General features: G+C 65.7%; 21 protein-coding genes. 13 read left to right on the top strand and 8 right to left on the bottom strand.

Annotated features, from left to right (window positions below):
* The 4 genes from GX543_RS13455 to GX543_RS13440 form a co-directional block, all read right to left on the bottom strand.
* On the bottom strand, positions 1–464 hold a 464-nt coding region (locus GX543_RS13455), incomplete at its 3' end, for a DUF222 domain-containing protein (protein ID WP_366929079.1).
* Between the two features lie 264 nt (positions 465–728).
* Positions 729–1,217: a hypothetical protein gene (locus GX543_RS13450; protein WP_290852544.1), complete on the bottom strand. Its 489-nt coding sequence runs from the start codon at positions 1,215–1,217 to the stop codon at positions 729–731.
* 57 nt (positions 1,218–1,274) lie between these two features.
* A complete protein-coding gene (locus tag GX543_RS13445) occupies positions 1,275–1,868 on the bottom strand; it encodes a TetR/AcrR family transcriptional regulator (RefSeq protein WP_290852542.1) in 594 nt (197 codons plus the stop codon).
* Between the two features lies 1 nt (position 1,869).
* Complete coding sequence (locus tag GX543_RS13440) at positions 1,870–2,280, bottom strand: PaaI family thioesterase (protein ID WP_290852540.1); 411 nt, start codon at positions 2,278–2,280, stop codon at positions 1,870–1,872.
* Between the two features lie 199 nt (positions 2,281–2,479).
* On the opposite strand from GX543_RS13440, the gene GX543_RS13435 reads away from it, so the two are divergent.
* Positions 2,480–3,118 carry a zinc ribbon domain-containing protein gene (locus tag GX543_RS13435; RefSeq protein WP_290852538.1) on the top strand — a complete coding sequence of 213 codons (639 nt, stop codon included), beginning with the start codon at positions 2,480–2,482 and terminating at the stop codon, positions 3,116–3,118.
* Between the two features lie 82 nt (positions 3,119–3,200).
* Here GX543_RS13435 and GX543_RS13430 read toward each other — a convergent pair whose 3' ends face one another.
* Complete coding sequence (locus tag GX543_RS13430) at positions 3,201–4,007, bottom strand: crotonase/enoyl-CoA hydratase family protein (RefSeq protein WP_290852537.1); 807 nt, start codon at positions 4,005–4,007, stop codon at positions 3,201–3,203.
* 60 nt (positions 4,008–4,067) lie between these two features.
* Here GX543_RS13430 and GX543_RS13425 point away from each other — a divergent pair, with 60 nt between their 5' ends.
* The gene (locus GX543_RS13425) at positions 4,068–5,696 is read left to right on the top strand and encodes an acyl-CoA synthetase (protein WP_290852535.1); all 1,629 of its coding nucleotides are present in this window, start codon (positions 4,068–4,070) and stop codon (positions 5,694–5,696) included.
* Positions 5,697–5,763: 67 nt separating this feature from the next.
* Positions 5,764–6,897, top strand: a complete 1,134-nt coding sequence (locus GX543_RS13420) for a nitronate monooxygenase family protein (protein WP_290852533.1) — start codon at positions 5,764–5,766, stop codon at positions 6,895–6,897.
* An 89-nt stretch (positions 6,898–6,986) separates the two neighbouring features.
* Here GX543_RS13420 and GX543_RS13415 read toward each other — a convergent pair whose 3' ends face one another.
* From GX543_RS13415 to GX543_RS13405, 3 genes are read right to left on the bottom strand one after another with little or no spacing between them, the layout of a single operon-like run.
* The gene (locus tag GX543_RS13415; protein WP_290852532.1) at positions 6,987–8,501 is read right to left on the bottom strand and encodes an AMP-binding protein; all 1,515 of its coding nucleotides are present in this window, start codon (positions 8,499–8,501) and stop codon (positions 6,987–6,989) included.
* 3 nt (positions 8,502–8,504) lie between these two features.
* Positions 8,505–9,617 (bottom strand): acyl-CoA dehydrogenase family protein, encoded by a 1,113-nt coding sequence (locus GX543_RS13410; protein ID WP_290852531.1) that lies wholly within the window; start codon positions 9,615–9,617, stop codon positions 8,505–8,507.
* 30 nt (positions 9,618–9,647) lie between these two features.
* A complete protein-coding gene (locus tag GX543_RS13405) occupies positions 9,648–10,829 on the bottom strand; it encodes an acyl-CoA dehydrogenase family protein (protein ID WP_290852530.1) in 1,182 nt (393 codons plus the stop codon).
* Positions 10,830–10,953: 124 nt separating this feature from the next.
* On the opposite strand from GX543_RS13405, the gene GX543_RS13400 reads away from it, so the two are divergent.
* From GX543_RS13400 to GX543_RS13355, 10 genes are all read left to right on the top strand, one after another.
* Complete coding sequence (locus GX543_RS13400; RefSeq protein ID WP_290852529.1) at positions 10,954–11,148, top strand: ferredoxin; 195 nt, start codon at positions 10,954–10,956, stop codon at positions 11,146–11,148.
* A gap of 84 nt (positions 11,149–11,232) precedes the next feature.
* Positions 11,233–12,120, top strand: a complete 888-nt coding sequence (locus GX543_RS13395) for a 3-oxoacyl-ACP reductase (RefSeq protein WP_290852527.1) — start codon at positions 11,233–11,235, stop codon at positions 12,118–12,120.
* 96 nt (positions 12,121–12,216) lie between these two features.
* Entirely contained in the window at positions 12,217–12,981 is a 765-nt protein-coding gene (locus GX543_RS13390; RefSeq protein WP_290852526.1) for an ABC transporter permease, read from the top strand.
* Between the two features lie 3 nt (positions 12,982–12,984).
* Positions 12,985–13,836 carry an ABC transporter permease gene (locus GX543_RS13385; RefSeq protein WP_290852524.1) on the top strand — a complete coding sequence of 284 codons (852 nt, stop codon included), beginning with the start codon at positions 12,985–12,987 and terminating at the stop codon, positions 13,834–13,836.
* 4 nt (positions 13,837–13,840) lie between these two features.
* A complete protein-coding gene (locus GX543_RS13380) occupies positions 13,841–15,025 on the top strand; it encodes an MCE family protein (RefSeq protein ID WP_290852523.1) in 1,185 nt (394 codons plus the stop codon).
* Complete coding sequence (locus tag GX543_RS13375) at positions 15,018–16,073, top strand: MCE family protein (protein ID WP_290852521.1); 1,056 nt, start codon at positions 15,018–15,020, stop codon at positions 16,071–16,073. The genes GX543_RS13380 and GX543_RS13375 overlap by 8 nt, the downstream gene beginning before the upstream one ends.
* A gap of 38 nt (positions 16,074–16,111) precedes the next feature.
* Positions 16,112–17,323 (top strand): MCE family protein, encoded by a 1,212-nt coding sequence (locus GX543_RS13370; RefSeq protein ID WP_290852546.1) that lies wholly within the window; start codon positions 16,112–16,114, stop codon positions 17,321–17,323.
* A gap of 1 nt (position 17,324) precedes the next feature.
* Entirely contained in the window at positions 17,325–18,581 is a 1,257-nt protein-coding gene (locus GX543_RS13365) for an MCE family protein (protein WP_290852519.1), read from the top strand.
* Positions 18,581–19,828 (top strand): MlaD family protein, encoded by a 1,248-nt coding sequence (locus GX543_RS13360; RefSeq protein WP_290852517.1) that lies wholly within the window; start codon positions 18,581–18,583, stop codon positions 19,826–19,828. Before GX543_RS13365 ends, GX543_RS13360 begins: the two co-directional genes overlap by 1 nt.
* Positions 19,828–21,252 (top strand): MCE family protein, encoded by a 1,425-nt coding sequence (locus GX543_RS13355; RefSeq protein WP_290852515.1) that lies wholly within the window; start codon positions 19,828–19,830, stop codon positions 21,250–21,252. The genes GX543_RS13360 and GX543_RS13355 overlap by 1 nt, the downstream gene beginning before the upstream one ends.
* Positions 21,253–21,479 lie beyond the last annotated feature (227 nt).

The following is a 21,479-nucleotide window of genomic DNA, read 5'->3' as shown; positions in this document are numbered from 1 at the left end:
GTGACCGTGACCGCATCCGGATCATGCTCAGCCACGATCGCAGCGACCGCGTCCTCGACCCGCCGCGCCGACAACCCACCCATCGTCGACAACCGATGCGCGATCTCCGCATCAATGAACGCCAACAACTCCACGTCATCGACCAACGCGGTCTGCTCCACCGCCCGCCGAAACCACGCCGGGGTCAGCAGACCATCCCGCAACAACCGCCCGACCGCCGGGATCCGCTCGAAACAGGCCTGCGCCGCCTCCACGAACCGCTCAGCGGTCCACTGCCGCACCCCGGCCACCGTCGCGTACGAAGCAGCGACCTGACACAGCGCATCGAAATAGCGAGTGAACACCCCCTCCGACCCGGCCGCATCCTCGGCCGCGATCCGAGCAGCAAGCAACCCGTAGACCGCCCGATAGCGGTGCCAGAGCACCAACCCGTCGAATGACCCAGCATGCGCGGCGAACCGCAACAGCGACGCCCCCTCCGAACCCTGCGCACCATCCGACTCCGGCCGCGGAATCCGAATCACGATCACCTCATCGGTCACCTCCACCGACGAGGCTGCCGTCGTCGCTGAACCAACCCCGACCCCACCCCGCGGATCCATCGTTGCCGTTGCCATCACGCCACCCCCTACTCGAAACCAACTCGAACTTACGTTCGATCATAGTTTCAGGGTCTGACAAGTTTCGGGGTCTGACAATCGGCGGTACGTATCGCGGTACGCCAGGGGCTACGGCGTGACGATCGTGCCGCTGCAACTACGCGCCGGGATGGCCCACAGGGCGTTGCTGTTGACGGTGCTCATGGTCAGTTTCACCTTGCCTGGACCCAATGCGGCCGTCGGAATCTGGAATTGGTGAGTTCCCTGGTAGGGCGGTCGGACGTGACTGCGCACAAACCTGGTGCCTGTCTTCCCGGTCTGCAGATTCTTCCAGTCCAGGCGCACGGCCGAGGCGTAGCCGATGCCGATCCAGTAGCTGGTGTAGTCGATGGTCAGGTAGGTGTTGTCCTGGTACTTCGAGACGATCACCCGCGAGGGCATGTATGGCACGTCGACGATGTTCGGGCTGATGTTGAGGCAGTTGTGGAGCGGATAGGTGGTCGCGGCTTCGGCGGCGCCCGGGGTGATGGCCGCCGATGCGGCGACGGCGCCCAGTGCGACGGCCGTTGCGGCCACTCGGGTGCGGAGCGGACGGCGACTCGAAGTGTGTCGTGACATGGATCTTCCCCTCGGTGTGGATGTACCCCGTCTGTCGTATGAACGTATGAAAGTGTTTCAAGTCGCTTTTGTCAACGCCAGCGCTCGATGCGCGGCGTTGTAGGTGAACGTTCGCAGCCACGGACGCGGACGACCGTTCGGGAGGTGGCGCCGGACGGCGGCGTACGGGAGATCGATCAATGCGTAGACGGTGCGGTCGACGGATTCGCGCTCCGTGTTGCCGAAGTGTCGCTGCGTGAACTCGACCAGCGCGTCCCGAACGCCATGGTTGGCTGCGTGCAATGTCACGGCGAGGGTGTCCGGCCAGTCGGCGGCGATGTCGGATGCGCTGTACAGCAGCATCAGCCGGGCGAGCTCGGGATGCGCGTCGGTCCAGCCGAAGACGTGATCGAGGCAGGCGTCGGCCGCCAGTGCGGTGTCGGGGTGCTCGAGGGCCTCGAGCAGGCCCGCCTGAAAGTCGGTGATGGTCCGCAGCCACAGCTGCGCCATCAACTCGTCGCGGTTGGCGAACCGGTGATACATCGAGCCGGACGGGGCGCCGACCGACGCGGCGACAGCGGTCATCGACACCGCGGCCGGCCCCTTGGCCAGGGTGATTTCGAGAGCGGCGTCGAGGAGCTGGTCGGCGGTGAACCGTGGTGCCCGGCCCATCTCAGGCTTCGGTGCGCAATGCTGATCCGATGGCCACCGCACACAGTTTGGCCGTACCGTCGGCCGCCACGATCTCGATCTCGCACCTTGAAGTGGCCTTCCGTCGACCGCCGTGCATCAACGACGCGGTGGCGCGTAGGCATGCGCCGTCGCGGGCGGCCGCGACGTAGTCGATGGTGAAGCCGTTCGTCAGGACACTGGTGCCGAGTGCGAGAGCCGCGGCGTAGGTGAGCGAGTTGTCGGCGAGGTAGGCCAGTACGCCTCCGTGGATGAGACCGTACTGCTGACGCAACTTGTCGTCGACGGGTACTTCGAGCACCACGTGCTCGTCGGTGACGGCACTGATGCGTGCGTCGATCAATCGGCTGAACGGCTGTGCTTCCAGGACGGCTTGGGCTTCGGCGAGATCCATGTATTAGAGAGTGCTCGCTAATTTTATGAAGGGCAAGGGGGTCGTGAGGCGGCCGCCGTACCGCCCGCGGCCTCAAAATTCTGGACGAGTCTACGAGTCCCACTGCAGTTCAGTCGATCTCGATGGAGCGGCCCGAGTGTCGATCGCCGTCGTCGCTGGCTACGATGCGAGCAAACCGATTCCCCCGGAAGGCCCTGACATGACCTCCCCCCTCCCTTTCACCGACAACTATCGCGACCTCTCGAACAGCGACGGCTACCAGTTCGAGTTCAGTTGCGAGCGCTGCGGCAACGGCTACCGATCGGCGTTCCGTCGCAGCGTGCGCAAGACCGGCGGCGCACTGCTTCGCGGCGTGGGAAGCTTCCTCGGCGGGCGCGGAAGTTCGCTCGCGTACCAGGCGAGCGAGGCGCTCGACCGCGGCACCAACTCGTCGGAGAAGGACTCGGCGATGCGCGCAGCGGTCACTGATATCGCCCCGCAGTTCGTTCAGTGTCGCGGCTGCGGCGACTGGGTGTGCGAGCAGGTGTGCTGGAACGACTCGGTGGGGCAGTGCGCTCGCTGCACGCCGATCCAGGCTGAGCAGTTGGCTCAGTTGCAGGCGCAGGCTCGGCAAGACCAGATGCGCGAGGCGCTGCGCAACACTTCGCTCATCGACGGTGTCGACGTGTCGCAGCAGTCGATCCCGCGGTGCCCGAGCTGCCAAGCGCAGACTACCGGTGGAAAGTTCTGCGGCAGTTGCGGTTCGGCGTTGGCCGCGGTGCGCGCCTGCGGTGGGTGTCAGGCTCAGAATCCCGCGGGCGCCGTTTTCTGCTCTGAGTGCGGCGGCGGCCTGATCTGACTCGCACCCCGCGTGCCTCGACGACGACGCCCCGCCTGCGTATTCGCAGGCGGGGCGTTCGAGTCTCTGGCCGGGTCCGGTGCTACTCGCCGGTGAACTCCGGCTTCTCCTTGTTGGCGAAGGCGCGCGGACCGATCTTGGCGTCCTTCGACTGGAACACCTTGGCGCCGAGTTCGGCGTCGATCTTGAATGCCTCTTCCTCGTGCATGCCCTCGCTGTCGCGAATGGTCTTGAGGATGGCCTGCACCGCCAGCGGGCCGTTGGCCGCGATCTGGTCGGCGATCTCCAGGGCCTTGTCCAGCGCTGATCCGTCGGGCACCACGTGTCCGACGAGGCCGTACTCCTTAGCCTCGGCGGCGGTGATGTGACGGCCGGTCAGCAGGATGTCGGCGGCGATGGTGTACGGAATCTGGCGGACCAGGCGCACGGCGCTGCCGCCCAGCGGGAACAGGCCCCACTTCGCTTCGGAGACGCCGAACTTCGCGCTCTCGGCGGCCACCCGGATGTCGGTGCCCTGCAGGATCTCGGTGCCGCCTGCGATGGCCGGACCTTCGACCGCCGCGATCAGCGGCTTGGTGAGGCGCCGACCTTTGAGGAGTGCGGGCATCTTGGTGAGGTCCCAGCCACCCTTCGCGAACGAGTCGCCCGGAGCCGACTGGTTCATCGCCTTGAGGTCGGCTCCTGCGCAGAAGTAGCCGCCGGCTCCGGTCAGGATGGCGACGCGGATGTCGGGATCGGTGTCCACCTGGTCCCAGGCCTGCTCCATGATGCGCATCATCGGGCCGGACAGTGCGTTCCGGGCCTGGGGGCGATTCATAGTCACGATGAGCACATGCCCGCGCTTCTCGACGAGACATTCGGGGGCGGCAGTGGTGCTCTCGACGGTCATCTTTCCTCCTGGTGCGACGAATACCTTGCCGCGAACAGTAACACGTTCTAGTTTTAACCTATGGCCTTCACAGTTGCGGACCTGTTCGAGCACGCCGTCGACCTCATGCCCGAGCGCATCGCGTTGGAATCCGGTGATCGCTCACGTACTTATGCGGAGTTGGACGCGCGTGCCAACGCGATCGCCCACAAGCTCCGGTCACTGGGCGTCGGCCCGGGCGACGCAGTGGGTCTGTACAGCAGAAACACCATCGAATCGGTGGAAGCGATGCTCGCGATCTTCAAGGCGCGCGCGGTGATGGTGAACGTCAACTACCGCTATGTCGAGAACGAACTCGAGCACATCTTCGTCGACTCGCAGATGAAGGTGCTGATCCACGAGCGGCAGTACACCCCGCGGGTCTGCAACGTGTTATCGAATGCCGACACCGACCTCACGTTCCGGATCGTCGTCGACGACGGGTCGGACACGGCGATCGCGTGCGGCGACGACGACCCGGATGTCATCGGTTATGAGGACGCGATCGCGACGTCGTCCACTGCTCGTGAGTTCGAGCCTCGGAGCAACGACGACCTCTACATGCTCTACACCGGCGGAACCACGGGGAAGCCCAAGGGCGTCGTCTGGCGCCAGGAAGACGTGTGGCGAGTGCTGGGCGGTGGCATCGACTGGTACACCGGGCGGCCGATCGAAGACGAGTGGGAGCACGCGCGCACCGGCGCCGAGGGCGGACAGCTGGTGCGTTTCCCGATCCCGCCGTTCATCCACGGCGGCAGCCAGTGGGCCGTGTTCCAGTCGCTCTTCGCCGGCGGGAAGGCCGTCGTGTACCCGGACTTCGACGCCGCGGCGGTGTGGGAGGCGGTGCAGCGGCACGGCGTGAACGTCGTCTTCATCACCGGCGATGCGATGGGCCGCCCGATGATCGAGGCCCTCGAGGCCGGCGACTACGACGTCTCGACGGTCGTCTCGGTGGCGTCGTCGGCAGCGCTGTTCTCACCCTCGGTGAAAGACCGCTACCTCGACCGCTTCCCGAACGCGGTCATCGTCGACGCGATCGGCTCATCGGAGACGGGATTCGGCGGCATGGGTATGGCCGCCAAGGGCCAGAATCGCCATGGTGCCCCGACCGTCAAGGCCGACCCGAACACGCACGTCCTCGCCGAGGACGGTCGCCTGCTGGAGCCGGGAAGCGGCGAGGTGGGGCGACTGGCGCGTTCCGGCCACATTCCGCTGCGCTATCACAACGCCCCGGAGAAGTCGGCCGAGACGTTCGTCGTCTACAACGGCGTTCGCTACTCGATGCCGGGCGACTCCGCGACCATCGAGGCCGATGGCACCATCACCATGCTTGGTCGCGGATCGATGTCGATCAACACCGGCGGCGAGAAGGTCTTCCCCGAGGAAGTCGAGGCCGCGCTCAAGGCTCACCCGGAGGTCTTCGACGCGGTGGTGGTCGGAGTTCCCGACGAGCGCTTCGGGCAGCGCGTGGCGGCCGTGGTGCAGGTCCGCGACGGCGTGCGTCCGACCCTGGAGTCCCTGGGCGAGACCGTTCGCCGCGACCTCGCAGGTTACAAGTGTCCGCGCAGCGTGTGGTTCGTCGACGAACTGAAGCGTTCGCCCGCGGGCAAGCCCGACTATCGCTGGGCGCGCGAGACCACCGAGGCGCGCGTCGCCGACCAAGCTCACTGATCTCCCCTCGAAGACCCCCGCTTTCCCCTCAAACACCCACGCTCTCCCCTCAAAGAACAGGACATTGATGAAGACCCCATTGTGTGAACGGTTCGGGATCGAATACCCGATCTTCGGTTTCACCCCCAGCGAAGAGGTCGCTGCGGCCATCAGCCGCGCGGGCGGCCTCGGCGTGCTGGGCTGCGTTCGTTTCAACGAGCCGGAGGAGCTCGACGCGGTCCTGGAATGGATGCACGAGAACACCGACGGCAAGCCGTTCGGCGTCGACGTCGTCATGCCCGCCAAGATCCCGACCGAGGGTTCGAAGATGGATCTCGACACGATGATTCCGCCGGAGCATCGTGCCTTCGTGGAGCGCACGCTCGACGACCTCGGCGTCCCGCAGCTGCCGGACGGCGGTGATCGCGTCAACACCGGTGTTCTGGGCTGGTTGCACTCGGTGGCTCGCTCGCACGTCGACATCGCGATGGAGCACACCCGCAAGTACGGCCAGATCAAGTTGATCGCCAACGCCCTCGGTTCGCCGCCGAAGGACGTCATCGACATCGCTCACGACAACGGCGTCGCCGTCGCAGCACTCGCCGGCGCGAAGGATCATGCGCTGAGTCATCTGCACGCCGGCGTCGACATCGTGATCGCGCAGGGGTACGAGGGCGGTGGCCATACCGGTGAGGTCGCGTCGATGGTGCTGTGGCCCGAACTGGTCGACGCGGTTGGTGACAATCCGGTGCTGGCTGCGGGCGGCGTCGGCAGTGGTCGGCAGATCGCCGCCGCGATCGCTCTCGGCGCCCAGGGCGTCTGGATGGGCACCTACTGGCTCACCGCTGCCGAGTACAACCTCGGCGCGCACAAGGAGGGGCAGCCGTCGACCGTCCAGCAGGCCCTGCTGGCCGCGACCTCGCGCGACACGGTCCGCAGTCGGATCTACTCGGGCAAGCCCGCACGTCTGCTCAAGACCTCGTGGACCGACGCGTGGGAGGCGCCGGGTGCGCCCGACGCCCTGCCGATGCCGCTGCAGAATCTGCTGGTGGGCGAGGCCCACGCCCGCATCTCCGCAGCCGACGACCCGAAGGTCGTCGCGATGCCTGCGGGCCAGATCGTCGGTCGCTGCAACGAGATCACGCCGGTCCAGGACCTCGTCGACGGTCTTGTCGCGGAGTACAAGGAAGCGGTCGCGCGAATGAACGCGACCTTGGCGTAACCGTCGGGCTGCGCCCGCTCATATCCGCGTAAGTCGCCGTCAGAAGCTGGATTCTCAATCCAGCTTCTGACGGCGAACTACGCGGATGATTAGGGGGTGGGCCGCCAGGTCGGCTCGCCCAGCGATGCGGTGAGGGCGGCGCGAGCGGTCTTGAAGGTCGCGGTCTCCGGGACCTCGTCGGTGACCCACACCGTTGTCGGCCACTGCTTGGGGCCGAGATCTGCTTGGGCGAGCAGGAACTCGATCAGGCTCGCCTCGGTGAGGCCGGGTGCCACCAGAACGGCGCCGACCGTGTCGCCGATCTCGGCCGGGACACCGAGGACGGTGGCCTCGCGAATACGGGGGTGACGCAGCAGGATCTGCTCGATGGGGCGGGTGCCGAGGTTCTCGCCGTCGACACGCAGCCAGTCGCCGATGCGGCCGGCGAAGTACACGTACCCGTCCGCGTCGACCCAACCGAGGTCGCCGGTGCGGTACATCCCGCCGCGCAGACGTTCGGCGGTCGCGGCGTCGTCGCCGTAGTAGCCGTCGAAAAGGCCCGGGCCCGAAGCGTTCACGATCTCGCCGATCTCGCCGACCGGAGTCGGTTCGCCGGAATCCGGATCGACGATGGCATTCGGTTCCCGCAGCGGACCGAGGGCGGCATCGGGAGTGTCGGGGGTACGGGTGATGGAGACGCCGGCTTCGGTGGAACCGAACCCGTCGACCACCCGGGCGCCGAAGCGCCGCGCGAACTCCGCGCGGTCCGCGGCACTCGCCTCGTTGCCGTACATGATGCGGAGGGAGACTTCGGCGTCGTCGGGACGCTCCGGTGTCGCGAGCACGTAGTGCAGCGGTTTCCCGACGTAGTTGGCGTAGGTGATTCCGTAGCGCCGGACGTCGTCGCAGAAGCCGCTGGCGGAGAACTTCTTTCGCAGGACCATCGACGCGCCCGCGGCGACCGTCACCGACCAGCCGGCAACCATCGAGTTGGAGTGGAACATCGGCATCGAGAGGTACGAGACGTCGTCCGAGCCCATGCCGAAACGCTCGGCCAGCATCACTCCGGGTGCGGCGAACTTACGCTGGCTGCAGCGGACGGCTTTCGGGTCCCCGGTGGTTCCCGAGGTGAAGATCAGCATCAGCAGGTCGTCGGGCTGCACCGCGCCCTCGACGTACCGGACCGGTGCGGATCCTTCGATCAGCCGGGACCAGTCCTCGCCGTCGACGTTGAGAGTCGGCACAGATTCGATGTTCGGCAGGAGCTCGGCGGTCTCGTCGGAGACGATGACCAACTGGCAGTCGGAGCGGAGGACGTCGTCGACCAGGGCCTGGCCGCGCCGCGTGCTGTTGAGTCCGACGAGCACGAATCCGCCCATCGCAGCAGCGCCGAACAGATAGCTGAACTCCGGCACGTTGGGCAGGAGTACGCCGATGTGCGGCGGGCAATCGGGGTCGAGCCGCCCCCGCAGCGCCGTTGCTCGACGACCGCTGGCGTCGATGTGCTGACGCCAGGACGTGAACCCGTCCTCGAAGTACAGGCCGCGGTCGTCGACCCCGGCGAGCGCGGGCAGCAGCTCCGCGAGGGTTCGGGCGTCGGTGACGGCGGCTGCGGGGGCGGTCATCCCTCAGTGCTCCGCGGTGAGAAGGTCGCCCAGCTCGTCGAGCACGACGGGCGAGCTGCCCAGGGTGAACTCGTTCTGCTTGGCGCGCAGGAAGTACCGATGCACCGGGTGGCTGGTGTCGATGCCCACGCCGCCGTGCACGTGGACCGCCGTGTGCGCGACGCGGTGCCCGGCCTCGGTGGCCCAGAACTTCGCGGTCTCGATGGCTGCGGTGGGCTCACCCGGCTCGGCGTCGGCCAGACCGGACAACAGCCATGCGGCCTGGGTGACGGTCAGCGACAGCGCCTGCGCGTCGATGTACCCGTCGGCCAGCCGCTGTGCGACGGCCTGGAACGAGCCGATCGGGCGCGAGAACTGTTCACGCTCGCGGGCGTACTCGGCGGTCGCGGCGAGGGCCGCCTCGACCGTTCCCGCCTGATCGGCGGACACCGCCAGGCGCAGCAGGTCCAGGGCCTGCGCGACGGTGGCGTGGCCGCCGCCGAGCAGCTCGGACTCGGCGACCGCGACGCCGTCGAACTCCACGGTGAAGACGGGGGAGAGGCCGGTGGCGACGGTCTCGGTGATGGTGACCCCGTCGCGATCGGTCGGTACGACCGCCACCACGGCGCCGCTGGCGGCCTCGGCCGTCACCAGAAGCACGTCGGCCGCGGTTGCGTAGGGAACGTTGACCTTGGCTCCGCGCAGCGCGCCTCCGGTGAGTGTGACGCGGGGTGCGAGTGCGGAGAAGTTCCCGTCCTCTTCGACGGCGGCGGTCAGGACGGCGCTACCGGAGACCAGCGATTCGAGGAGGCGGCCCGAGAGCTCGTCGCTCGCGTGCTCGGCGACCAGCGGAACGCCGGCGATGGCATGCGCGCCGTACGGCACTCGAGCCAGGCCACGGCCCAGTTCGGTTGCGACAGCTACTGTTTCGAGAGTTGTGAGCCCTGCGCCGTCGACCGACTCGGGTGCGGCGAGGCCGAGGAGACCGGCGTTCGCGAGCTCGGTCCACAGCCGCTGGTCGATGGGTGCGCGGTCGGCTTCGAGCTCTGCGACCCGCTCGGCCGGGCTGATCCGCGCGAGAATGTCCGCGGTGAGCTTGGCGAGGTCGGCCGCTGCTTCGGTGGGCGTGAAATCCATGGGTTCGTCCTTACTAATACAGCGGCGGGGTCAGCGGCGGGCGGGCGGAAGCTTGAGGGCGAGCATGCCGATGATGTCGCGCTGGATCTCGTTGGTCCCGCCGCCGAAGGTGAGGATCAGCGAGGTGCGCTGGAATCGCTCCAGCCGGCCGAGCAGATGACTGCCGGGGCTGCCTGCGCGCAGGGTCGCCGCCGGTCCGACGACCTCCATGAGCAGGCGGTAGGCCTCGGTGGCGAACTCGGTGCCGAAGACCTTGGTGGCCGAGGCGTCGGCGGGCGACGGCGAGCCGCCCGACGCGGCGATCGACGCGATCTTCCAGTTGACGAGCTTGAGGAACTCCACCTTGGCGTGCACGCGAGCGAGGTTGCTGCGGACCCAGGCCTGATCGGCGGGACGACGGCCGTCCACCTCGGTGGTCGCGTACGCGAGGGTCTCGCGGAGTGCGGTCTGAATCGGCGCGGCGCTGCACAGGGCCACCCGCTCGTGATTGAGCTGGTTGGTCACCAGGCTCCAGCCGCCGCCCTCCTCGCCGACCAGGTTCTTCACCGGGATGCGCACGTCCTGGTAGTAGGTGGCGCTGGTGTCGACGCCGGACATGGTGTGGACCGGCGTGTACGAGAAGCCCTCGGCCGTGGTCGGCATGATCAGCATCGAGATGCCCTTGTGCTTGCTCGCCTCCGGGTCGGTCCGGCAGGCCAGCCACACGTAGTCGGCGTAGGGGATCAGCGACGTCCACATCTTCTGGCCGTTGACGACGTATTCGTCGCCTTCCCGGTTGGCGGTGGTGCGCAGCGCCGCGAGGTCGGTGCCCGCGCCCGGCTCGGAGTAACCGATCGAGAAGTGCAGGTCGCCCGCGGCGATCTTCGGCAGGAAGAACTTCTTCTGCTCGTCGGTGCCGTAGTGCATGATCGTCGGCGCCACGGAGTTGATGGTCAGAAAGGGGACGGGCGCGCCCGCGATCGCAGCCTCATCGGTGAAGATCAGCTGGTCCATCATCGACCGATTGGCGCCGCCGTACTCCGTCGGCCAACCCAGCGCGAGCCAACCGTCCTGGCCCATCTGTCGGACCACGTCGCGATACGCGTCGCCCTCGCCGAGCTCACCGTCGCCGCCGGTGAGTGCTGCGCGGCGCTCCGGAGTCATGAGGTCCTTGAAGTACGAGCGGAGCTCGCTCCGGAGCTGCTCTTGTGCCTGCGTGTAGGCGATCTGCATGGCTCTCCCGCCGTTGCTGTTTTTCAATCGGGGCGCGATACTGCTTCCCTAGTATTGAAACACGTTCTAACGTGTAGGAGCGGAGTCCGTCAACTGGCCGGGCTCTTCAGTGGAGGAGAAACTCATGCGAATCAAGGCCGATTTCGATCTGTGCGAGTCGAACGCCGTCTGTGTCGGTATGGCACCCGACGTTTTCGAGCTCGACGACAACGACTACCTGGTGATTCTCACCGAAGAGGTCGACGAGTCGCGCCGCGAAGAGATGCGCCAGGTGGTCGCCAGCTGCCCGCGGTCGGCGCTGTCGATCGCCGAAGACTGACACGGTAAAGTTCCCGATCGGTTCGCCACTCGGGGCGATCTGTGTTAGAACAGGTTCTAGTCTTGGCGGATCGAAGGGATCGAAGTGAGTGAATCGTTGGACGGCCGGGTCGCAGTAGTCACCGGTGCGGGCGCCGGGCTCGGACGCGCGGAGGCCATCGGCCTGGCGCGTGACGGGGCGACTGTGATCGTGAACGATCTGCAGCAGGCGCTCGACGCCAGCGATGTCTTCGACGAGATCGCCTCACTGGGCGGCAAGGCTGTTCCGGTGGCAGGCGACATCTCCGATTCGGCGACCGCGACCGAGATCATGCGCGTGGCGACCGAGGATCTCGGCGGCCTGCACGTGGTGATGAGCAATGCCGGGATCACCCGCGACGCAATGCTCTTCAACATGACCGACGATCAGTGGGATCTGGTTCAGCGCGTGCACCTGCGCGGACACTTCCTGCTGAACCGCAATGCGGCAGCACACTGGCGCGCCGAGTCGAAGGCCGCGGGGGCTCCGGTGTACGGCCGGCTCATCAACACCTCGTCCGAGGCGGCGCTGCTCGGCGGAGCGGGTCAGGCCAATTACTCGGCGGCCAAAGCCGGCATCTCGATGCTGACTGTCTCGGCCAGCCGCGCGCTGGCCCGGTACGGCGCCACCGCCAACGCCATCTGCCCGCGCGCTCGCACCGCGATGACCGCCGACGTCTTCGGCGATGCGCCCGAAGACGCCGTGGACCCGTTGTCGCCCGAGCACGTGGTGACCCTCGTCCGCTACCTGGCGAGCCCGGCCGCCCAGGACGTCACGGGACAGATCTTCGTGGTGTACGGCCCCAAGGTCAGCCTGATGGCCGCGCCGAAGGTCCAGGAAGTATTCGCCGCGGACGGCGACCAATGGTCGCCGGAGACCCTTGGCAGTGCGGTGTCCGAATACTTCGCAACCGGGGAACGCGGCACGTTCTCGGCGTCGGATTTGATGGATTAGCGAAAAGATATCTACAGTGTGTCGGCTGAGCGTGTAACGCCGAGCACAATTTTGCGTACATGGTAGGTTGCCAGCATCGGAGCGGGAGGAGGGGCCTTGTCGAGTAAACTCGCAGCCCCCATGAATGGCGTAGGGGAATTCGTCTCCCTGGGGGTGGAATCCGCTCGAGAACTTTTTCGGCGGCCTTTTCAGTGGCGGGAGACCGTGGAGCAGTCGTGGGCTATCGCCCGCGTCTCGCTGGTCCCGACGCTGCTGGTCGCCATCCCGTTCACGGTGTTGGTGAGCTTCACGCTGAACATCCTGCTCCGTGAGATCGGTGCGCAGGACCTCTCGGGTGCCGGCGCCGCACTCGGCACCATCACTCAGATCGGCCCCATCGTCACCGTGCTCATCGTGGCCGGCGCCGGTGCGACGGCCATCTGCGCCGACCTCGGCGCGCGAACCATTCGCGAAGAGATCGATGCTCTCGAGGTGCTCGGCATCAATCCCGTGCATCGACTGGTGGTTCCGCGGGTGATCGCGTCGACCGGCGTGGCCCTGCTTCTCAACAGCCTGGTCTGCACCATCGGTATCGCGGGCGGCTTCATCTTCTCGGTCTACCTGCAGGACGTGAATCCCGGCGCCTTCATCGCCAACCTCACGCTCCTCACCGGTCTCGGCGAACTCGTCATCTCGATGATCAAGGCCGCGCTCTTCGGTCTCTTCGCCGGTCTGGTCGGCTGCTACCGCGGCCTCAACGTGAAGGGCGGAGCCAAGGGCGTCGGTGACGCCGTCAATGAGACTGTCGTCTACTCCTTCATGGCGCTGTTCGTTGTGAACGTGGTCGTCACGGCGGTCGGTCTCAAGGCGACGATGGGATAATTGATGGTCCTGCCAGGTACTACAAGGCTGCTTACTGCCCGCGTCGCGCTCAAGCGCGCAGGCGAAGACTGGAACAAGATCGGCGACCAGGCTCTTTTCTACTGGGATGCCATCATCTCGATCCCGCGCGCGCTGCGCCTATATAAGAAGGAGACGCTGCGACTGATCGCAGAGATCTCCATGGGCACGGGTGCCCTCGCCATGATCGGCGGCACCGTCGTCGTGGTCGGCTTCCTGACCCTCTTCACCGGCGGCACCATCGCCGTCCAGGGTTACAACTCGCTCGCCAACATCGGCGTCGAAGCGCTCACGGGCTTCTTCTCTGCATTCATCAACGTCCGCATCGCGGTTCCGGTCATCGCCGGTATCGCTCTGGCCGCCACCATCGGCGCCGGTGCGACGGCGCAGTTGGGCGCCATGCGTGTGTCGGAGGAGATCGATGCGCTCGAGGTGATGGCCATCGCGTCGGTTCCCTATCTGGTGAGCACGCGCATCGTCGCAGGCCTCGTGGCGATCATCCCGCTGTACTCGCTGGCTGCGCTCGCGTCGTTCCTGGCAAGTCGATTCGCGACGGTCTTCCTGTACGGACAGTCGTCGGGTGTCTACGACCACTACTTCTCGACGTTCTTGATTCCGTCGGACATCCTGTGGTCGTTCGTCCAGGCCATCTGCATGGCCGTGGCCGTCATGCTGATCCACACGTACTACGGATTCAACGCTTCCGGCGGTCCGGTCGGCGTCGGCGTGGCCGTCGGCAACGCGGTCCGCTCGTCCCTCGTGGTGGTCGTCGTGATCACCCTCCTCACGTCGCTGGCGATCTACGGCGCCGACGGCCAGTTCAACTTGGCGGGCTGATCCGATGGCGAAGAAGAGCAATATCGGTTACCGCGACGGCACGCGCAAGATCGCGGCCCTGATCATGGTCGGACTCCTGATCGGCATCGTCGCGCTCGCGTCGGGCCAGTTCCTGGGCTGGTTCAAGGACACCACCCCTGTCACGCTGTACGCGCCTCGCGCCGGTCTGGTCATGAGCCCGGACGCCAAGGTGAAGCTGCGTGGCGTGGAGGTCGGACGCGTGGTCTCGGTGACCACCGACGGTGACCGCGCCCAGCTGAAGCTCGACATGGCGACCAGCACCTTGAATCAGGTGCCGGCCAACGTGCGTGCAGACATCAAGTCCAACACCATCTTCGGCGCCAAGGCGGTCAACCTGGTGATCCCGGAGACCGGTGCCGAGGGCGAGCTCGGCAAGGGTTCGGTCATCGAGGCCGATCACGTGGTCGTCGAACTCAACACCGTCTACCAGCAATTGGTGAATGTGCTGGCTGAGCTCCAGCCGGACAAGCTCAACATCACCCTCGGTGCGGTTGATGAAGCGCTGTCGGGTCGCGGCAAGGAGATCGGCAACGCGCTGGTCCAGCTCACCGACGTGCTCGGCAAGACCAACCCGCACCTCCCGGAACTCAACCGCCTCCTCGAAGAAGCCGCCGGCGTCACCAACGTGTACGCCGACGCGATGCCCGATCTGATGCGCGTGGTCGACAACGCCACCCTCGTGGGCAACACCTTCGTGGACAACGCGGCGAACCTCGACTCGTTGCTGATCAACGTCACCGGCATGGGCAACACCATCAACGGTGTGCTCTCCCGGTCGAAGAAGGACCTGATGGCTACCTTGACCGACCTGAATCCGGTCACCGCGCTCCTCGGCAGGCAGGCACCCGGCCTCCGATGCTTCGTCATTGCCGCGTCCAAGGCCGTCGACATCGCGACGCCGCTCATGGGCGGCCGCAATGGCATGCTGCTCCTGGACGCCGGCCTGATTCCGGGCCAGGACCCGTACGAGTACCCGGGCGATCTCCCCGAGGTTCGCGGCGACGGCCCGCCCACCTGCCAGGGTGGCCTGACGAATGTCGAGTCGAAGGAGCACGTCCCCTTCTACGTGATCGACAACGCCGATACGCCGTACCAGCCGCGCACCACCCCGAAGGTGGAGTCGCGCAAGCTCTTCCAGCTGCTGTTTGGAGGTACCCCTCGTGGATAGCCGCGCACGCGCGTTCCGCGCGACCGTCATCAAGCTGGGCGCTTTCGCAGTCACCATGATGTTGGTGCTTGTCGGCCTGGTGCTGGTGTTCAGCCGATACCAGGGCGGCAGCAGCAACGACTACACGGCGATCTTCAGCAGCGCCTCGGCGCTGAAGAACGGCAGCGTCGTCAAGATCGCAGGCGTCGACGTCGGCAGCGTCAGCTCCGTGGAGCTGACGCGTGACAGCGAAGCCCGCATCACGTTCAGCGTCAACGACAATTATCGTCTGCCGACCTCGGCCCAGGCGCTGATCCGCTACCAGAACCTCACCGGCGACCGGTACCTCGAACTGCAGCCGGGCACCGGCCCGGTCGGCAAGACGCTGGAGCCGGGCGACGAGATCCCGCTGTCGCAGACCGAGCCCGCTCTCGACCTCGACAACCTGCTCGGCGGCTTCAAGCCCCTCTTCCGGACGCTCGACGCGAAAGAGGTCAATGAGTTGTCGTCGGCGTTGATCGCGATCTTCCAGGGCCAGGGCGCGGGTCTCAACAACCTGCTCGCCAACACCGCGGAGTTCACCGAGACCATCGCCGACCGCGATGAGCTGATCGGCAGCGTCATCGACAACCTGAACCGAACCCTCGGCACGCTCGAAGCTGACCACCAGGGTCTCGATCAGAGCGTCGACCGCATGCAGCAGTTGATCTCGGGGCTGTCCGAAGACCGCGAGGTAATCGGTAACTCGATCACTCAGGCGGCGGAGGCCACCACCGGTCTCGCGAGCCTGATGAACGTGGTCCGGCCCGATCTGAAGAAGTCGATCACCGCACTCGGGCGCACCAGCGAGGAGGCGTTGAAGGGCGAAGACTTCATCCGGAACCTGCTCGGCAGGCTCCCCGGCGACTTCAAGATGCTGTCGAACCTCGGCAGTTACGGCGCCTGGCTGCAGATCTACTTCTGCCGCATCCGCCTGCTGATGCCGGGCCCCGGGAACACCCAGTACTACTTCACTTCCATCGATGTGATGGGCGATAAGACCAAGGCCGGCGGGAGGTGCGCGAGTTGAGCGAGAACCAGAATCCCGAGTCGGATCCGACCACGGAGATCCCGACGCCGGACAAGCCGTTCGCACGGGCCGGGCGGCCCAAGTATCAGGTCGGCATCATCGGTGCCCTGATCACCGCGATGGTCGTCATCATGGCGATGCAGATGGATCGCCTGCCCTACCTGTCGCAGATCAGCACCTACGACGCCTACTTCGAAGACGCAGGCGGCCTGGTGGTCGGCGACGTCGTGATGATCGCCGGTGTGCAGGTCGGAACCGTCGAAGGCATCTCCCTGGAGAACGGCGACGACGGGCTCAAGGCGAAGGTCAACTTCCGGCTCAACGACACCGTCGAGATGGGCGATCGAACCCGCGCCGCCATCAAGACCGAAACTGTCCTTGGCCGCCGGAATCTGACGATCACCCCGATCGGCACCGACCGTATCAAGCCCGGCGGATCGATCCCGGTCGATTCCACCGTGTCGCCGTACTCGATGACGGACGCGCTTGAAGACGCGACCAGCACCCTGGACAAGACCGACACCGATCAGCTGAACAAGGCGCTCGAGACGCTCACTGAGACCTTCTCGAAGACTCCCGCCAACGTGGGCGGCGCCGTGGAAGGCGTCGGCAAGCTGTCGAAGGCGATCGCCGACCGCGACAACGCTCTCAACGACCTGCTGCGTCGTGCGCGCGGAGTCACCGAGATCGTCGGTCAGCGCAGCGACCAGATCCGGCAGATGTTGGTGGACGCCAACGCTCTCCTCGGCGAGCTCAACATGCGCCGTGAGGCGCTGCGCCAGATCATCAAGGGCACGCGCGATGTGACGGCGGAGCTCACCGGGTTCGTCGAAGACAACAACGAGCAGCTCAAGCCGGTTCTCGAGAAGTTCAACGGTGTCCTCGACATCCTGAACGACAACGAGGAGAACTTCGGCAAGGCGATCGATGAGCTCGGCCCGTACGCAAACATCCTCGGCGAGGCCGTGAGCTCCGGACCGTACTTCTCATCGCTGGTCGGCATCCCGACCTTCGGCGACTACTTCGGCTCCTTCATGAAGGTCCTGCAGCGCAAGTATCCCGAAGCCGCACGCTACTTCTACGAGTTCTCGGGCAACCCACTCTTCCCGAAGAACTGGGAGCGGGGCCCGGACGCCGGGACACCGGACGTGAGCCGACCGAAGCCCGACGACGCCTACCCGACGCCGATTCCGCAGCGGCCGCAGAACAACAACGACCTGAAGCCGAGCGAACGATATGGGACGGACTGACGTGAGCATCTCTAAACGCGTCTGGGTCGGCGTGGCTGTCGCGGTGGCGCTGATTGTGCTGGCCGCCACCGTGTTCATCGGCGTCCAGAAGGCCACCACACGAAATGTCATCGCGTACTTCCCGTCGGTGACGGGTCTGTACACCGGTGACCCGGTACGAGTGATCGGTGTACAGATCGGCAGCGTGACCGGGATCGAGCCGCGCAGCGGCGACGTCAAGGTCACGATGCGCATCGATGACGAGACACCGATTCCTGCGGACGCTCGTGCGGTCATCGTGGCGCAGTCTCTGGTCTCCGGTCGGTTCATTCAGCTGACGCCGGTGTACGCCGCGGGCAACGAACTCGACGACGGCGCCGTGATCCCGATGGAGCGCACCGCCATTCCGATGGAATGGGACGACGTCAAGGCACAGCTGGATGAGCTGACGACTGCGGTCGGGCCCAAGGGCACCGATCCGGGTACTGCCGCTGATGCCATCGATGTGATGGACAAGAACCTCAACGGGAACGGCAAGGCGATGGCCGAGTCGATCACCCAGATGTCGCGCGTCATGGGCACCTTGGCCGACAACCGCGGCGATGTGTTCGCGACCATCAAGAGCCTGCAGAAGCTGACCGACGAGCTCTCGACGAGCCACGAGCAGCTGGTGCAGTTCAACGGTCGCATGGCGAGCGTCAGCAGCGTGCTGTCCGACAGCAGCGACGACCTCGGCGACGCGATGACCAACCTCAACGAGGCCATCGGCGAGCTCGAAGGCTTCCTGGGCCGCAACAGCAGCACCGTCTCCACCACGATGGAGAAGCTGGCACAGATGACGGGCACGCTGAAGCGGAAGGACGAGCAACTGCGCGGTCTGTTGCACTCGGCCCCGAATCAGCTCGCCAACTTCTTCAACATCTACAACCCGCTGACCGGTTCGCTGGACGGCGTGTTCGGCCTCGGCATGGGCAACAACCTGATCTCGTTGCTCTGCGGAACCATGGCCTCGACCAACCGTCCCGGCGACACCGAGAAGGACATCGAACAGTGCGTCGATCTGTTGGCGCCTGTTTTCAAGGACCTGATCGTGAACTACCCGCCGTTCATGTCCAACCCGGTGATCGGTCGCGCGGCCAGGCCGGACCAGATCACCTATCAGAACGCGAGCGTCAAGGCACGCGCTCAGGCAGGCGTCCGGGAGCGTGACGCGGAGTCCCGCGCCGCCATGCCAGACCCGCTGACCAAGCTGCTGGTGCCGTTCGGAGGTGAAGGCTGATGAGGTCGAAGAAGATGGTTGCGGGCCTGGCTGCGGCGACGCTGCTCCTGGTCCCGGTGACAGTCGGCTGCAGTGCTAACACGATCTCGACCGTGTCGGCAGTCGGTGCGGCAGGCACCGGTTCGGACGCCTACCAGATCACCGCGCGGATTCCGTCGGCAGCAGGCCTGGTGCGAAATGCGCCGGTGATGATGAACGACGCGACCGTCGGCAGTATCGGCGACATCGTCATCGACGACTGGGCGGCCAAGGTGACGATGCGAATCGAGGCCGGCGTCAAAGTGCCGGTCGGCTCGCACGCGATGATCGGCATGACCAGCGTGCTCGGATCGTCGCACATCGCGATCGTCCCGCCGGAGAAGACGACGGGCAAGTATGTCGGACCGGGCGGAGCATTGTCCCTGCCCAACTGCCCGGACCAGCAGAATCTCCCGCAGACGGATGCCAAGAAGGTCCCCGGCATCACGTCGGCGCAGACCATCGATCCCTGCATGTATCCGACTACCGAGCAGGTGCTGAGCTCGTTGTCAGTGGTGCTGAACGGCGGCGGACTGTCGCAGCTAGGAGACGTCGCCCATGAGCTGAGCGAGGTGTTCGGCGGCAACGAGGACACCCTCAAGAAGCTGATTCCGCGGCTGAACACGCTGGTGACGGATCTGAATAAGCAGACCGGCAACATCATCAGCGCCATGGAGGGGCTCGACCGACTGTCGGCCACCATGAACGCCCAGACGCCGACCATCGAGCGGGCGCTCGAGAGCGGGCCGCAGATTCTGCAACTGTTGGTGGATCAGCGCAAAAACTTGACCAGCGCACTCGACAGTGTCGGCAAGCTGTCGGCCACCGCGAACCAGGTGCTGCGGAAGAACAGCGACGACATCAAGGTGATCGTCCCCAACATGGCGGCACTGCTGGAACAGCTGTCGATGACCGGGCCCGCCCTGTCGGATTCCCTGCGCATCCTGCTGACCTTTCCGTTCGTCGAGGAGAAGATCCCGACAATCGTGAAGGGCGACTACGTCAACTCCGACCTGGTCCTGGACCTCACCTGGAGTCGTCTCAACAAGACCTTGGTGGCGTCGGTGAGCACCGTTGGACCCGAGGTCGCGGCCGGCAAGCCCGCGGGTAACGCCCGCGGCGGCGCGAACCCGTACAAGGCGCCGCAGGACAAGGGCGTCAAGCAGAAGAAGCAGAGCAACCCGGGCAACCCGTCGCTGCTCGATCTGCTTCCGAAGGGCGGAAACTGATGAAGATCACACGCTTTGTCCGGATGCAGTTGATCATCTTCAGCATCGTCACGGTGGTCGCCATGACGGCAATGGCGATCTTCTACATCCAGCTGCCGAAGATGTTCGGCGTCGGTAGCTATCACGTCACGCTCGAGACTCCGACCACCGGCGGCATCTACGAGAACGCCAACGTCAGCTTCCGCGGCGTCAACGTCGGCAAGGTTGTCGGAGTCAATCTGACGCCGACCGGCGTGGCGACTGAGATGCGGATCAATTCCGACATCAAGATCCCGTCGAACTCCGCGGCCTCGGTGCGCAGCGTTTCGGCGGTCGGCGAGCAGTTCGTCGAGTTCACACCGCCGAAGAAGCCGGCCGACTCCAACCTGCACAACGGTTCCGTCGTGGAGTCCGAGGACGTGCCGGTCGAGATCTCCTCGATGCTCGATCAAGCCGACGCACTCTTGAACCAGGTCAACAACACCAAGGTTCGCGCGGTGATGGACGAGGCGTTCCTAGCGTTCAACGGGACCGGGCAGGATCTGCAGCGGCTGATGGACTCGATGACCCTGTTTGTCGGTGAGCTGGACAAGAACGTCGACACGGTGATCGATCTCGTCGACGAAGCCGGACCGCTGCTGGCGACGCAGACCCGGAGCGCGGACTCCATCCGTGCCTGGACCAAGAATCTGACCCGAGTCACCGACCAGCTGCGAGCCAGTCGGCCGGACATCAGCCAGGTTCTCGAGCGCGGTCCCAATGTCGCGGCGCAGAGCCAGCAGTTGTTCGAGGACATGAACGTCTCGTTCCCGCTGGCTATCTCGAATCTTCAGGTGGCGGCTCGTACCCAGGCGGTGTATCTGCCGAACCTGAAGCAGACCATCGTGCTGTATCCGCGCGTTCTGTCGGCGCTGATCACTGCCATCAACTCCGGATCCAACCGGCACGGACCGAACGTGAACTTCGGGCTCGGGTTCCAGGATCCGCCGACCTGCACGGTCGGCTTCGTCCCGGCGCCGGAGTGGCGCTTCCCGTCGGAGCAGGACGCTCGCGATCTGCCGTCGGGCCTGCTGTGTCGCCTGCCGCAGGATGCGCAAGCGGCGGTCCGCGGCGCGCGTAACTTCCCGTGCATCGAGTACCCTGGCCGTCGTGGCCCGACGCCGGAGGAGTGTCGGACCGGTTTCAAGCAGTCCAACAGGGACAACGTTGCGCTTCCGAACGGTTTCCCCGGAACCGACCTGCCCAGGCAGCCGGCGGCACATGTGGTCCCGGGTACGCCCACGGACTACGACCCTGCTCCGGCGGTGTACGGAACGACGTACGACCCCGAGACAGGCAAATTTATTGGTCCCGATGGAAAGACCTACACGACGAATGCGAACCAGACGTCGAAGGGTCAGAAGAAGCAATGGTACGAACTGATCACGAAGACGGTGGAGTCCTGAACTCCCCAGACGACGATTCCGTAGACGACACTTCGGCAGAAGCAGGCGCGGCTGACCAGGGCGCCGCCGGCGAGCGATCCGCTGCGCCGGTGGTGCGCCGGTCGAGTCCGATGGGGCGGCGCAAGAAGTCCAAGTCGGCGGCTGCTTCGTCGCCGGTGCCGGTGTCGGATGACGCGGAAGTGTCGCCGGAGCCGGTGGACGCGGCGGAGTCGGTGAGCCTTGCGAAG

This window comes from Gordonia sp. (in: high G+C Gram-positive bacteria) (assembly GCF_012515855.1).
Taxonomy (GTDB): Bacteria; Actinomycetota; Actinomycetes; order Mycobacteriales; family Mycobacteriaceae; genus Gordonia.
This window is presented reverse-complemented; position numbering and strand designations above follow the sequence as displayed.